At 62.1% G+C, this 14,224-nt stretch carries 12 protein-coding genes and 1 pseudogene; 9 read left to right on the top strand and 4 right to left on the bottom strand.

The window, feature by feature from the left end; translation table 11 throughout:
* Positions 1–271: 271 nt before the first annotated feature.
* From C2L64_RS43855 to C2L64_RS43845, 3 genes are all read left to right on the top strand, one after another.
* On the top strand, positions 272–910 hold the full coding sequence (locus tag C2L64_RS43855) for a cytochrome b/b6 domain-containing protein (RefSeq protein ID WP_009771457.1): 639 nt from the start codon (positions 272–274) through the stop codon (positions 908–910).
* Between the two features lie 20 nt (positions 911–930).
* Positions 931–1,707: a molybdopterin-dependent oxidoreductase gene (locus C2L64_RS43850; RefSeq protein ID WP_007731181.1), complete on the top strand. Its 777-nt coding sequence runs from the start codon at positions 931–933 to the stop codon at positions 1,705–1,707.
* Positions 1,708–1,775: 68 nt separating this feature from the next.
* A complete protein-coding gene (locus tag C2L64_RS43845) occupies positions 1,776–2,009 on the top strand; it encodes a pentapeptide MXKDX repeat protein (protein ID WP_007731183.1) in 234 nt (77 codons plus the stop codon).
* A gap of 60 nt (positions 2,010–2,069) precedes the next feature.
* Here C2L64_RS43845 and C2L64_RS43840 read toward each other — a convergent pair whose 3' ends face one another.
* Complete coding sequence (locus C2L64_RS43840) at positions 2,070–3,131, bottom strand: class I SAM-dependent methyltransferase (protein WP_009771458.1); 1,062 nt, start codon at positions 3,129–3,131, stop codon at positions 2,070–2,072.
* A 201-nt stretch (positions 3,132–3,332) separates the two neighbouring features.
* Between C2L64_RS43840 and C2L64_RS43835 the strand changes: the two genes are divergently transcribed.
* On the top strand, positions 3,333–3,752 hold the full coding sequence (locus tag C2L64_RS43835; RefSeq protein WP_039903019.1) for a MarR family winged helix-turn-helix transcriptional regulator: 420 nt from the start codon (positions 3,333–3,335) through the stop codon (positions 3,750–3,752).
* 92 nt (positions 3,753–3,844) lie between these two features.
* Positions 3,845–5,155 carry a chloride channel protein gene (locus C2L64_RS43830; protein ID WP_009771460.1) on the top strand — a complete coding sequence of 437 codons (1,311 nt, stop codon included), beginning with the start codon at positions 3,845–3,847 and terminating at the stop codon, positions 5,153–5,155.
* A 7-nt stretch (positions 5,156–5,162) separates the two neighbouring features.
* Here the strand turns inward: C2L64_RS43830 and C2L64_RS43825 are convergent.
* The 3 genes and pseudogenes from C2L64_RS43825 to C2L64_RS43815 all read right to left on the bottom strand — a co-directional run bounded on the left by C2L64_RS43825 (position 5,163) and on the right by C2L64_RS43815 (position 9,349).
* Positions 5,163–7,593: pseudogene (locus tag C2L64_RS43825) on the bottom strand (glucose/quinate/shikimate family membrane-bound PQQ-dependent dehydrogenase).
* 237 nt (positions 7,594–7,830) lie between these two features.
* Complete coding sequence (locus C2L64_RS43820) at positions 7,831–8,373, bottom strand: ureidoglycolate lyase (RefSeq protein WP_009771463.1); 543 nt, start codon at positions 8,371–8,373, stop codon at positions 7,831–7,833.
* A gap of 31 nt (positions 8,374–8,404) precedes the next feature.
* Positions 8,405–9,349, bottom strand: a complete 945-nt coding sequence (locus tag C2L64_RS43815) for a LysR family transcriptional regulator (RefSeq protein ID WP_009771464.1) — start codon at positions 9,347–9,349, stop codon at positions 8,405–8,407.
* A gap of 187 nt (positions 9,350–9,536) precedes the next feature.
* Between C2L64_RS43815 and C2L64_RS43810 the strand changes: the two genes are divergently transcribed.
* The 4 genes from C2L64_RS43810 (at position 9,537) to C2L64_RS43795 (ending at position 14,221) form a co-directional block, all read left to right on the top strand.
* Positions 9,537–10,220 (top strand): DUF2848 domain-containing protein, encoded by a 684-nt coding sequence (locus tag C2L64_RS43810; RefSeq protein ID WP_009771465.1) that lies wholly within the window; start codon positions 9,537–9,539, stop codon positions 10,218–10,220.
* A gap of 5 nt (positions 10,221–10,225) precedes the next feature.
* Positions 10,226–11,581, top strand: a complete 1,356-nt coding sequence (locus C2L64_RS43805; RefSeq protein WP_009771466.1) for an amidase — start codon at positions 10,226–10,228, stop codon at positions 11,579–11,581.
* 119 nt (positions 11,582–11,700) lie between these two features.
* On the top strand, positions 11,701–12,867 hold the full coding sequence (locus tag C2L64_RS43800) for a branched-chain amino acid ABC transporter substrate-binding protein (protein WP_238554898.1): 1,167 nt from the start codon (positions 11,701–11,703) through the stop codon (positions 12,865–12,867).
* Between the two features lie 511 nt (positions 12,868–13,378).
* Positions 13,379–14,221 (top strand): DUF4118 domain-containing protein, encoded by an 843-nt coding sequence (locus tag C2L64_RS43795; protein ID WP_009771468.1) that lies wholly within the window; start codon positions 13,379–13,381, stop codon positions 14,219–14,221.
* Positions 14,222–14,224: the final 3 nt, after the last annotated feature.

Genomic DNA, 14,224 nt, shown 5'->3' with positions numbered 1-14,224 from the left:
CGTGGCTCGCTGCCGCGGCGAGCGGGGCGCTGAGCTTCAGATCGAGCGTTTCGGCACAGCCGAAGCCGTGATGCGCCACTATAGCGCGGTCGTCGTCCATCGTCGTCACCCGCCTCCTTTACCGGGTTAATTCGTCGTTTCACCGTTTCTGGTTACACGTGTGCGAAATTTTTTCGCGAGCGGAGTGAATTGCTCGAAAAAGCACGCGATGCTGTAACCAATCCCGTGTCCCTGACGAATTGACGTGTATCAGACCGTCATGGTGATCGACATGGACACGATGAAAGCGACCCTCACTCCGGCACCCGAAACCGCACCGCGCAATGCACCGATTCATCCGATCTGGCTGCGCATCACGCATTGGCTCAATGCTTTCGCCGCACTCGTGATGATGTTCTCGGGCTGGCGCATCTATGACGCGTCGCCGGTGTTTCACAACATCGTGATTCCACCGTCTATTACCCTCGGCGGCTGGCTTGGCGGCGCGCTGCAATGGCACTTCGCGGCGATGTGGCTGCTGGTGTTCAACGGCATCCTGTATCTCGCGCTGAACATCGCAAGCGGGCGCCTCGTCGCGAAGTTCTTCCCGATCTCGCCGCGCGCCGTGCTGCGCGACTTCCTCGCCGCATTGAGCGGCAAGCTCGCTCACACAGATTTGCGCCAGTACAACGCGGTGCAGAAGCTCGCGTATCTCGTCGTGATCGTCGATCTCGTGGTGCTCGTGCTGTCGGGGCTTGCGATCTGGAAGTCGGTCCAGTTTCCGCTGTTGCGCGAGCTGATGGGCGGCTATGACAACGCGCGCATCGTTCACTTCTGCGCGATGGCTGTGATGGCGGCGTTCGTCGTCGTGCATGTCGCGATGGTCGCGCTCGTGCCGCGCTCGCTCCTGACCATGTTGCGCGGCCGCTGATTTCCGCCCGAGGACACGACATGAAGACCGACGACAAACCCATCATCAAGCTCGACCGCGCAGCGATTCTCGCGGATGCGCGCCGCGAACTGGACATGCCTTCGCGCCGTCTGTTCGGCAAGCGCCTGTTGACCTTGGGCGGCCTGTCGCTGCTCACAGGCTGCTCGATCACCGACGACAAATCGGTCAACGCATTTCTGACTGCCGTCTCACGGCTGAACGATCGCGCGCAGGCGTTCCTGTTCGATCCGAACCAGCTCGCGCCGACCTACACCGAAGCGCAACTCACGCGGCCCTTTCCGTTCAATGCGTTCTACGGCATCGACGACGTGCCCGAAGTGAACGGCAGCGACTATCGGCTGAAGGTCAGCGGTCTCGTGACAGGGCAACGCGTGTGGACGCTGCCCGAGTTGTACGCGCTGCCGCACGCGGAGCAGATCACGCGGCATATCTGCGTGGAAGGGTGGAGCGCAATCGGACGCTGGGGCGGCACGCCGTTCGCGGAGTTCCTGCGCCGCGTCGGGGCGGATACGAGCGCGAAGTATGTCGGCTTTCGCTGCGCCGACGACTACTACGAGAGCATCGACATGCCGACGGCGCTGCATCCGCAGACCTTGCTCACGTTCGAATACGACGGCGAGCGTTTGCCTGCGAAATACGGCTACCCGATGAAGCTACGGATGCCGACCAAGCTCGGCTACAAGAACCCGAAGCATATCGTCGAGATCTTCGTTACCAATACCTATCCCGGCGGCTATTGGGTCGATCAGGGCTACAACTGGTTCGGCGGTTCCTGAGCGCAGTTCTTCTTTTTCCGGTTCCGGTCATGCCGGATACCAATTTCAACCCAGCAAGGAGATGAGCAATGAAACGACTGATGACGGCAGTATTCGCAGCAGCGATGGCGTTAGGCACGACGGCTGCATTCGCGCAAGCAAGCGGCGCGATGGCAAACGATGCGATGAGCAAAGACAGCATGTCGCACGACGCGATGAAAAAGGACAACATGTCGCACGATTCGATGAAGAAGAGCGACAAGATGAAGAAGCACGACGCGATGGGAATGGATCATCCGGCGTCGGGGGCGATGTCGCAGTAAGCCGGCGCAACCGCACAAGCCGGGCGTGCATGCGCGCCCGGCTGATTCCATATGGGCCGTTCAGGCCTGCGCCTGAAAAACCAGATTGAACGGCGTTTGCGTCGCGCGCCTGAAACGCGTGAAGCCGCCCTCAGTCACGACTTCCCTGAGCCGCGCTTCGCCCGCCTGCGCGCCGAGCGCTTTTCTGCCTTCCTGCGACAACGACGCGCCCGTGCAGATCATCGTCGATGCCGAATAAAACACACGCCCTATAGGGTTGAGATTGTCTTCGAGCCGGTCGTTCGCAAAGGGCTCGACGATCATCCACGTGCCCTCGGGCTTCAGCGATTGCAACACATGGGCCGCCGCGCCCGTCGGGTCGCCCATGTCGTGCAGGCAATCGAAGAATGCGACGAGATCGTAGTCGCTTCCTGGGTATTGCTGTGCGCTTGCCATTTCGAACGTGACGCGCTCGCTGAGACCCGATTCATCCGCGAGTTCTCGTGCTCGCTGCACGGACGGTTCGTGATAGTCGAAGCCGACGAAGGTCGCCTCCGGATACGCCTGCGCCATCAGCATCGTCGATATGCCGTGGCCGCAGCCAACATCCGCGACTTTCGCGCCGCGTCCCTTGAGTATGGCTTCGACACCGATTAAAGCCGGAATCCACTCGTCGACCAGATGCGCCGCATAGCCTGGACGAAAGAATCGCTCTGTGCCCTTGAACAGCGATGGATGATGCTGATGCCACCCGACGCCCAGCCCCGTGCGAAATGCGCCTTCGAGCTTGGGCAGGCTGCGGAACATCGCTTCGGCGCAGTCGGCGAAACCCGGAATGAACGTCGGGCTGCCTTCTTCGGCAAAGCACATCGCCATTTCGTTTTCGAGCTGGTAGCGGGCGGTTTCGGCATCGTAGCGGATGAAGCCCGATGCGGCCTGCGCCGCAAGCCATTCGCGCACGTATCGCTCGGCGAGGCCGGCGCGGTCGGCGACCTGTTCCGAGGTCATCCAGCCCTGTTCGGTCATCGCCTTGTACAGGCCGAGCCGGTCGCCCAGCGCGATCAGCGGCGCCGAGGCGACCGCGCCGAACTCTCCAACCATGCGCTCCATGAAGTCCTGCACTTTCTGTTCGTCGTATTGCACGTGCCACCTCCCTGAAGAAGGCAGAATTGATATGACGAAAAGAGCGTCCCGTCGATGCGTGCGTTTCGCCGACTTCGCCCATGCAAAGTATAGATTCTGAAAAGACAGATGAAAGGCAAAGTACAGGTGACGGCGGGCGATTCGATCGTGTGTATGATCCGCGAACATCACCGTGTCTTTATCCATTCACCAGGACTTCAGATGAGTTCAAGCAGGCAGCCCAAACGCAACCTTCCGGGCAAACAGGATCTGGAAGCGATGTCGGTATTCCGTTACGAGCTGCGCAAGTTCTTGCGCGCGTCCGAGGAGATCGCCAACGCGGCGGGTATTACGACGCTGCAATATCAATTGCTGCTGCATGTGCGCGGTTTCGAGGGGAGGCAGTGGGCCACTGTCGGCGAACTGGCGGAGCGTCTGCAGGCCGCGCCGAACGGTACGGCGGCGCTCGTGTCGCGCTGCGAATCGGCCGGTCTCGTAACGCGCAAGCCTGACGCCGAAGATCGCCGCCAGGTGCAGGTGCATCTGACGCCGAAGGGCGAGCGCTGCCTGCTCAAGCTCGCAGCCGAGCACAGGGCGCACTACGGCTCATTTGGCTGGGTGTTCGGCGACACGAGCGAATAACCATTTGCGCACGGGTTGTACGTGTCGAAACGGAGGATCGCGCATTTATGTCACAATGTGCCTTACTTTGCTTTAGTCACACTGACGCCCCGATGCGTATTCCCGTACTTCTCGACCGACGCGCGTTGCTGCGCGGCAGGCGGCTTTGGCTGCATTACGGCGTATTCTGGCTCGGCGCGGTCGCGACCGGGCTTGTCGCCGTCATGTATGCGCGGCTGATCGATTTCGGCTACGACGCGTTTCTGCGCTATACGACGAAGTTCTGGTGGCTGCCGCTCGTGCTCACACCCGCAGTCGCGGCGCTCGGTGTCTGGATTACGCGGCACTGCTTCGCGGGCGCTGAAGGCAGCGGCATTCCGCAAGTCATCGCGACGCTGCACGAAGGGCGCGACCTCGGTCCGCGTCTGCTGAACATGCGCATTCTGGTTGGCAAGATCGCCGTGTCGTTTCTGTCGATTCTCGGCGGATTCACCATCGGACGTGAAGGGCCGACCATCCACATCGGCGCCGCGCTGATGTTCAGCCTGCGGCGCTTCTATCCGGCGCGCTTGCGCAGTCTTCGCGGCGTGGGCCTGGAGCGCAAACTCGCGCTGGCCGGTGCGGCTGCCGGGCTGTCCGCGGCATTCAATGCGCCGCTCGCGGGCGTTGTCTTCGCCATCGAAGAACTGACACGCAGCTTCGAAACGCGAACCAGCGGCGTGCTGATTACGGCGATCATCTTCGCGGGCATCGTCTCGCTAGGCTTGCAGGGCAACTACACGTACTTCGGCACGATCGACATCGACGGGCATTTTCCCGATCTGCTCGTCGTTGCTGTCGTGATGCTGGGGGTCGTGACGGGCGTGGCAGGCGGCGCGTTTTGCTGGCTGCTGCTGAACACCGATCGCTGGATGCCTGGGCGGCTCGCGGCGTGGAGAAAAGAACATCCGGTTGCATTCGGCGCGGCGTGCGGCCTCTTTATCGCGGTGATCGGTGTCGCTGCGGGCGGTCACACGTTCGGCAGCGGCTATGCCGAAGCGCGCGGAATGCTGGAAGGCAATTCACAGCTTGGCGCGAGTTATCCGGTGCTGAAGATGGCATCGATGGTCGGATCGTATCTGCCCGGCGCGCCGGGCGGGTTGTTTGCCCCTTCGCTCGCGATCGGCGCGGGCATCGGCAACGCGCTGCATCTCGTGTTCGGGCAAATGCAGCTGCCGATGCTGATCGCGCTCGGCATGGTCGGCTATCTCGCGGCTGTCACGCAAAGCCCGATCACCGCGTTCGTGATCGTGATCGAGATGATCAACGGACACGCGCTGGTGCTTTCGCTGATGGCGACCGCGCTCATTTCCAGCCAGGTGTCGAGGCTGTTTGCGCCACCGCTTTATGAAGCACTGGCGCAGCGGTACCTCGCGAAGCAGTGAGCGTGCGTCATTTGTCCGGCAACGCATACGCGATCACATAGTCGCCGAGCTTCGTGCCGAACGACCCATGTCCGCCCGCAGCGATCACCACGTACTGCTTGCCGTTCGCTTCATAGGTCATCGGCGTGGCCTGGCCGCCAGCGGGAAGCCGCGCGCGCCATAGTTCCTCGCCCGTGTCGGTGCTGTAGGCGCGCAGATAGTTATCGGCAGTCGCGCCGATGAAGAACACGTGGCCTGCCGTCGTCATCGGGCCGCCTAGCATCGGCATGCCCATCTTGAACGGCAGCGGAACGGGCGCGCTGTCGCGAACCGTGCCGATGCGCTTTTTCCACACTACCTGGTTCGTCTTCAGATCGAGCGCTGCCACGTAACCCCATGCGGGCTGTTTGCAAGGCAAGCCGATGGGCGACAGGAACGGGTTCAGCTCCACCCCAAACGGCACGCCATATTGCGGCTGGATGCCCGATTCCGTGCCCGTGCCGCCCTGGCCGTTCTCTGGCGGCTGAATCGGGTTGTGTGGCCCGCGCGCGACGAGCTTCGAGACGAACGGCAGCGCGATCGGGTTCGCGATTGCGAGTTGCCGGTCGGTATCGACGGCGAGACCGCCCCATTCGAACATGCCGAGATTGCCCGGAAAAACCAGCGTGCCGTTTTCGGACGGCGGCGTGAACGGACCTTCGTAGCGCAGCCGGTGAAAGATCACGCGGCACGCGAGCTGGTCGAACATCGTTGCGCCCCACATGTCGGCGCCAGACAGGTTCTTCGCGGGCCGGAAGGTCAGTTGCGAGTACGGCTGCGTCGGCGATACACGATCGCCTTCGGCCGCGCCTTGCGGCACGGGCTGCTCGGGCGCTTGCACGATCGGCGTGCCCGTGCGGCGATCCAGCACGAAGATGTTGCCCGTCTTCGCAGGCGCGTAGATCGCGGGCACGACGTTGCCGTTGCGGTCGGTGATGTCGGCGATGGTTGGCTGCGCGGGCAGGTCCATGTCCCACAGATCGTGATGCACCGTCTGATAGAACCACGCGAGCTTGCCCGTCGATGCATGCAGCGCCAGCAGCCCGCTCGCGTAGCGCTCGTCCTGCGGCGTGCGATTGCCGCCCCAGATGTCGGGCGTCTTTACGCCCATCGGCAGATAGACGAGGTCGAGTTTCGCGTCGTAGGCGGCGGGTGCCCACGAGTTGGGAGAATTCGATGTGAACGTGTGATGGTCGTCGGGAATGGCGTTCGGTGTGGCCGAGCCTGGATCGAACGCCCACACGAGTTGTCCCGTTTCGACGTCGAAGCCGCGTATCACGCCGGACGGCTCGCGGGTCGAATAGTTGTCCGTCACCGCTCCCGCCATGACGATGATCTTGTCGGTGACGATGGGCGGCGAGGTCGGCTCGTACTCTCCCACCGTGGTCACCGGTTGCAGATGCTGCAAGTCGAGGTCGCCGTTGTTGCCGAAGCCGGCGCAGCGCTGTCCCGTTGCGGCATCGACTTCGAAAAGATGGCCGTTGTTGACGGGCAGGATCACGCGGCGCGCGCACGCGGGCAACGCGCGTTGCGCGGATTCGTCCTTCGCGGCAGCGGCAGCCGCCGACTCGTGATACGACACGCCGCGGCAGGTCACGTGCTGGAAGCTTGGGTCGGTTTTCAGGCCCGGATCAAAGCGCCATTTTTCCTTGCCTGTCGCGGCATCCAGTGCGAACAGGATCTGATGCGGCGAGCAAAGATAAAGCATGTCGCCGACCTTCAGCGGTGTCACTTCGTCCGTGATTTCACCGGGATCGTTGGGGCCTTTCTTGTCGCCCGTCTGGAAGGTCCACGCGACCTGCAGGTCTTTCGCGTTTTCCTGGTTGATCTTGCGTGAGCGGCGAATAGCGGGTGCCCGCTTGCGTGCGGCCGTATGCCGTCCAGTCGCCGGCATGCGAGTCGGGTTGCATCGGCGACACGGCCGCGTTTTCCGCGACCTTGCCGTTGATCTCCTGCGGGTCGTTGAATGCCGCATACGCGAGCGCGACCCCCGTGAGAACGAGGCATACCACGAGCGCAACGGCGCCGCCGCGCCGAGCGGACACATCGAACAGACGGAAGACGAACGGCGACAGCAGCCAGACGCCGAACAGAACGAGGATATCGGTGCGCGGCGCAAGCGCCCAGAAATCGAAACCCGCTTCGAAGACGGCCCATATCAATGTGCCGATCAGCAAGAGCGAATAGAGCGACAACGCGAGCCCGTTGCCGCGATGGATCAGCCACGCGACGGCGAGCAGAACGACGCCGGCAACGATGTAATAAGGTGAGCCGCCAATCGTGACGAGCCAGATACCGCCTATCAGCAGATACAGACCAGCCAGCACGGCAAAGAGAACACTGAGCCATCTTGCGACGACGGACGGTGACCGGTGCCTCGACGGGCCTTTAGAGGTGCTCGCTTTGCTCTCGTCGTTCATGCTGTCAGCCTCCTGTTCATGCTTCACGGCGCGTTGCGCGTGCGATGCTCAACCTGTATCGGTTAGCAACATGCGGACCTGAACGCGTATGCGAAGTGGATCAGTGCGGAAGGCGATGCGGCACATGCGTCCTGTTGACTCGACTTATCCTGCACCGTGTCGGGACGCATCGCAAGCAGACAGTCACTACACAAAACTTTCTAGAGGCATGACGCGTGCGATAGCACGCGAACACGTTCAGGCCGTGCTGAATTCGAGCGTGCGTGTGTCGATTGTCCTGATGACGCTTTCGCATGCAGGCGCACCCGTCTTCAGATGGACGACGAGATCGTAGGTTGTCGAAGGGCGAGTGAGCATCAAACAGGTGGACTCTGTGTTCGTGACACGCGTCGCGTGCCAGACGTTAGGCCGCATGCAAAGACCTTTGCCAACGGGAATCTCGAATGCGCGCAGCGAATTGAGGTCCGGCTCGCCGTCTTCGAGCGACGTCGCGACGATATGCACGACGGGTGCCGTCAACGGCACGATGGCCTGCTGCGTCAAACGATGCAATTCGAGCGCGGAGATCTCTGCGCCACGATTGCGGTACACGACCCAGAGTATTTCGGTTTCGCCCGCTGTGCCCGTATCGAACAGATGCTCGCGCCAGAAGTCCGACGCGGGGCTGACGAACGCCGGCGCGTCGCCGTCCGTGCGCACAGGCTTGCCGAGCATCCAGCCATACGGTTCACAGCGATTCACTTCGAGCGGTTCGATCGGTATGGAAAGAGCGGTCAGCATGTCGGCGTACTCGTGTTGATGAATGGATCGGTCATGCATGCGAGATGGCGTCGTCCGATGGCGGGAACAGCGCGAACTCTGGCCCATGCTTCAGGCTGAAATCGAGCACGACGTTCAGCGCGAGCCGCGTGATCGACTCGGCAAGCAGGCTGTCAGGCGTGCGCCGGTACGCGGCGACCAGCGGCAACGCGGGCACGCGGTGCGTGACTTGGAGCAGTTGCAACTGGCCCGCTTCGAGTTCACGCATCACGAACGCGGGCGGCAGCACGGCAATGCCGAATCCGTCGACCACGAGCCGGATGATCGCCGCCACCGACGAAAGACAATTGATCTGCACCTGCACGTCCCCGCTAGCCGCGAACAGGCCCGTCAGAAACTCATGCGGCGGCGAATGACGCGCGAAGCTGATCACCGGATACGCGGCCAGTTCAGTTTCGGTGAGCGCCTGCGCGGACAGATTGAGCGCCGGGCTTGCCATCCAGCGCATCGGAAGACTGCCGAGCGGAACATTCGTCATGTCCGCGCCGGCGACGCTCGTCGTCTGAAACGACACATCGATATGGCCGTTCGCCAGTTGCGCGGAGAGATTCGCAGACGTGTCGCTGGTCAGCTCGATCACGAGGTTCGGATACTCGTCGCGGATGCGCTTGAGCAGATCGGGCAGCCACGTATGCACGATCGATTCGATCGCGCCGAGCCGCAGCAGGCCCGACACCTTTGAGCGATCGCCGACGCTCGCGAGCATCGCCTGATTCAGCTTCAGCATCTGTTCGGCGAACGGCAGCGCTTTGCTGCCGTCCTGCGTGAGCGTCGCTTCTTTCGAGCCACGCTCGAATAGCCGCACGCCGAGTTCCTGTTCGAGCGCGGAGATGCGGCTCGAAATGGCTGCCTGGGTCGCGTGCAGCCGCTCGGCCGTCAGGCGGAAGCTGCGCAGTCGCGCCAGCCAGACAAACGTTTCGAGAAATCGCAGATTCATTCACAACCCTGACGAGGCAAGCACGAATGGCTCAGTGTAGCGCCGCGTCACGCCTTGGGTGACAAGAAAAATTTCAACCACGCGACAACTTTAATTTGTTGGACACGCACGGCGCACGCGCCAACACTTCGCAGCAAATGCCCGTTGATGGAAGGGCAAACACACTGTCAAACCAGAGGACGTTGCGATGAAGAAAGTGTCATGCGAAATCGAAGGCGGGCTGCACGTCGAAGTGAGCGCGAGCCGTCTCGTGATTGCGGGCTGGGCGGGACGCGACCACGCCGAGGTCGAGCATCATATTCGCGAACTGGAAGCGATCGGCGTGCGCAGGCCGTCGAGCGTGCCATGCTTCTACGAAGTCGCGCCCGCCCTGCTGACGACGGCGGACAGCATTGAAGTGATCGGTGAGCATTCGTCGGGCGAAGTCGAAGTCGTGCTGATCCAGACGCAAGAGGATGGCTTGTTGGTCGGTATCGGTTCGGATCATACGGACCGCAAGGTCGAAGGCTATGACGTTGCCGTGTCGAAGCAGATGTGTGCGAAGCCGCTCGGCAAAACGCTGTGGCGCTATGCGGACGTGGCTGCGCATTGGGACGCGCTGATCGCGCGTAGCTGGCGCATCGATGCGAGCGGCGAGCGTATCCGCTATCAGGAAGGCACGCTTGCGCGGCTGATGCATCCCGAGCCGCTGATCTGGCGCGCGTTCGGTTCGACGTCGATGATTCCCGAGACCGTGCTGTTCTGCGGCACGCAGCCCGTGCTCGGCGCGCTGACGCCCGCGGGCGCGTACGAACTGGAACTGCACGATCCTGTGCTTGGACGCAGCTTGCGGCATCGCTATAGCGTCGATGCGCTTGCGCATACGGAGTGATCGCGATGCGCACCATTCGTGATTCCGGCAAGGCGCTCGCGGCTAAAAAGCTGTCGGCAGGCGAACTGCTCGACACGAGCCTTGCGGCTATCGACGCCGACCTCGCACGAGGCGGATCGACCTACACGCATATCGACCGGGTGGCGGCACGCGAAGCGGCCGCCAGCAGCGACGCGTTTCGCGAGCGCGGCTACGTGCCTTCCGCATTGGCAGGCGTCCCCGTTTCGGTAAAAGACCTGTTCGACATCAAAGGACAGGTGACGACAGCGGGCTCGCGGATACTGCGCGACGCGACGCCTGCCGTGCGCGACGCCGCCGCCGTCGCGCGTTTGCGCGAGGCGGGCGCGGTGTTCGTGGGCCGCACCAACATGAGCGAGTTTGCGTTCTCCGGCCTCGGGCTGAACCCGCACTACGGAACGCTGCTGAATCCTGCTCACCCAAAGCGTCTTGCGGGCGGCTCCAGTTCAGGCGCGGCAGTGTCCGTCGCGCTCGGCCATGTCGCCGCCGCGCTCGGCACCGACACGGGCGGCTCGGTCCGCATTCCCGCCGCGTTCTGCGGACTGGTCGGCTTCAAGCCGACCGCGCGGCGCGTGCCGCTCGACGGCATCGTGCCGCTGTCGGCGTCGTTCGATTCGATCGGGCCGATTGCGCGCAGCGTCGACTGTTGCGCGTTGATCGACAGCATTGTCTCCGGACAGGCGCTCGACACGGCGCCGCGCCCGCTCGCAGGACTTCGGCTCGGTGTCACGTCCGACTACGTGGCTGACGATCTCGACGAGACCGTCAGCACCGCGTTCAATCGCGCGATCGGCATGTTGCGGCGCGCGGGCGCGTCCGTGGAGCGCTTTGCGTTTCCCGAGTTGCATGAGGTCGCGGGCCGCTATCCGCTTGCGGGCATCACGGCGGCGCAGGCGTGGGCGTGGCATCGCGAGCACGTCGCCCGCGACGCGGATACGTATGACCCGCGCGTGCTCAAACGTCTGCGCGCCGGAGAAGGGCGCAGCGCCGCCGACTATATCGACCTGCTCGCCGCGCGCGAGCGCTTCGTGCGCGATACGCGGGCGCGTCTTGCGAGATTCGATGCGTGGCTGATGCCGACTGTCGCCATCGTTCCGCCTGCCATTGCGAGTGTGGAAAGCGACGACGATGCATTCTCGTCGACGAATGCGAAGGTGCTGCGCAATCCCGCTGTCGTGAACTTCATGGACGGCTGCGCGCTGACGCTGCCTTGCCACCGGCAAGGCGAACTACCCGTCGGCCTGTCGCTCTGCGGGCCTGCGCTCGCCGATGCATCGATTCTCGCGATAGCGCGCAGCATTGAAGCGTTACTCAGGCATAGCGAGACTGTCGTGCCCGCATAACATTTGTTTATCGGCAGCAAAAAGAATTTCTCGTTGGACGCGCAATTACGGCGAACGAATACTGGTTTTCAGGCGCGATGAAATCGATGGCGCGCTTGTTTAGCACCTTTACCGCATTCATGACCAAAGTGAGGCAGTCCGTGAATCAAACTTTTCGCTCATTAGCTGGTGTCGTTGCGCTGGCCGCTATTCAGACATCCGCGCATGCCGCTGATACCACTCCCGCTGTCGTGCTGATCGGCCACGCGGCGCCGCTCACCGGGCAACTCGCGAACATGGGCAAGGACAGCGAAAACGCTGCGCGCCTCGCAGTCGATGAGATCAACAGTCAGCACCCTGTGATCGGCGGCAAGCCGGTACGTCTGCAACTGGACTCGCAGGACGATGCCGCTGATCCACGCACGGGAACCCAGGTCGCGCAAAAACTGGTCGACGATGGCGTGGTGGCCGTAGTCGGCGACATCAACTCAGGCGTGTCGATTCCCGCGTCGCGCATCTATAGCGAAGCGCAAGTCGTGCAGATTTCGCAAGGCTCGACGAATCCTGCTTACACGCAACAGGGCTACAAGACGACGTTTCGCGTCGTGGCGACGGATGCATTGCAGGGACCGGCACTCGCGCGTTACGCGCTCAATTCGCTGCACGCGAAACGGATTGCCGTGATCGACGATTCGACGGCTTATGGACAGGGACTTGCCGACGAGTTCGTGAAAGCGGCGAAGGCGAACGGCGGTACGATCGTCGCGCGCGAAGCGACCAACGACAAGGCCACCGACTTCCGCGCGATCTTGACCAAGATCAAGGGGCTGCGGCCCGACGTCATCATGTATGGCGGTTCCGATGCGACGGCGGGACCGCTGGTGAAGCAGGCGGCGAATCTCGGCATGACGGCGAGCGTGCTCGGCGGCGACGGTGCATGCACGGACAAGATGGTGAGCCTTGCGGGCGACGCGATCGGCAACCTGGTGTGCTCCGAAGCGGGACTCGCGCTCTCGAAGATGCCCAAGGGGCAGGAATTCGATCGTCGTTACACCGCGCGCTACAAGGTGCCCATCGATGCGTACGCGCCGTTTGCGTACGATGCCGTCTACGTCATTTACGAAGCGATGAAGCGCGCCAATTCGACCGAGCGGACCAAAGTTCTGGCTGCGATGCCCGTCACGCAGTATGACGGCGTGATCGGCAAAATCGCATTCGATATGCACGGCGATCTGAAGGACGCGGCCATTACGATTTATCAGTTCAAGGACAAGAAGAAAACGGTAATGGATGTGATTCGAATGTGAGATCGTATCCGCGCATCGCGCGGATACGAATTACCGTTTGAGTTGCATGGATTGATAGTTGATAAGAAAAGAGAGTAGCGGCGCGATGTGAATCTGCTCTATTACTCGCGCTGCGGTGCTCGTCAGTACCGACGGCGCGACCGGATCGAGTATTGAAGTACGACAAAAAGCACGCGCATTGACGGTTTTCCTGACGGGTTCCTTTCATTTGTTCGCGGAAGATCTCCAGCGAATGCTCAAGGCGAAGTGGGACCACGGCGCGAATAGAAATAAGTACTCTGGCTTCCTGTCACTTTGCTTTCGATTTGTTCCCCTAAAGCACGCAAACGTTAGCGCGCATATAAGGCAAATACTACCGTCGCATAAATGCTGAAATAGGAAAAGTTCAAGTATTACGGCGAATTACATGTGATATCTTTCGGGCCGTTCCAGGCTTTCTAGTTTGTCTGTCCATCTTGGCCATGACGGCCACACGTCGAAGAGTGTCCGGTAGTCCGGCAAACAACAATTCATGCAAGTTCAAAACGCCCGTCGCTGGGCGCCTCGCGGGGCACGGCGATGGCTTGCCGCGATTGCCGCGCTCTGTATTGCGAGTGGCGTGCGTCTTCTCCTGCATCCGCTGCTCGGTCCAGCGATGCCGGGCGCTGCGTTCTGCGTTGCAGCCGTGCTGATCGAGTACTACTTCGGCCTTGCGCCCGCGCTGACCATGATGCTGGCCGGCGTGTGCATCGGCGACTATCTGTTCGTGCCGCCTTACGCGATGTTTGGTTTCATCGACCGCTCCGATGTGCTGTTCGTCGTGTCGTACCCGATGGTTGCGCTCGTCTTTATTACATTGGTTGAAAGGTTGAGGCGCGCGCAATTTCGCGCGGAGCTGATTACGTCGGTCGCGCAGTCGCGCTACGAGATGCTGCTGCGTCACGACAACGATCGCATGCTCGCGCGCCGCGCCGTCGATGAAACGCACAGGCTGCTACGTCATCTGTCGCAACACAGCAAGTCGTTTGTGCTGATTCAGGCACTCGAGCGCATGCCCGCGTGGACCCACGGTACTGACGCTGGCAGCACGCGCGAGGCCGGGGCAAATGTTCTTGCCGTTGCGCTGCCACCAGCGGAGATCGCACCAGGCCCTCGCTTCGACGATGTCGAACCCGAGGATATTCGCCGCCTTTCGAACGCGCTGTGGCCCGGCTCGCATCGTGTGCGGCTGCGCGCGGGCGATGCCACCGCGATGCATGCATCGGCGGGTGTTCAAGGCGAGACGGGCGATAGCGCCGCGCAACTTGTCGATTGTGTCTGCGAACGCTTCACGACACACGCGGGCGATTTCCTCGTGCTGCGCGTCGGCGAGTGACGC

Origin of the sequence: Paraburkholderia hospita (assembly GCF_002902965.1) — a bacterium.
GTDB classification, from domain to species: Bacteria; Pseudomonadota; Gammaproteobacteria; order Burkholderiales; family Burkholderiaceae; genus Paraburkholderia; species Paraburkholderia hospita.
Note: the sequence above shows the minus strand (reverse complement) of the source record. Positions and strands in the feature narration are given on the sequence as shown.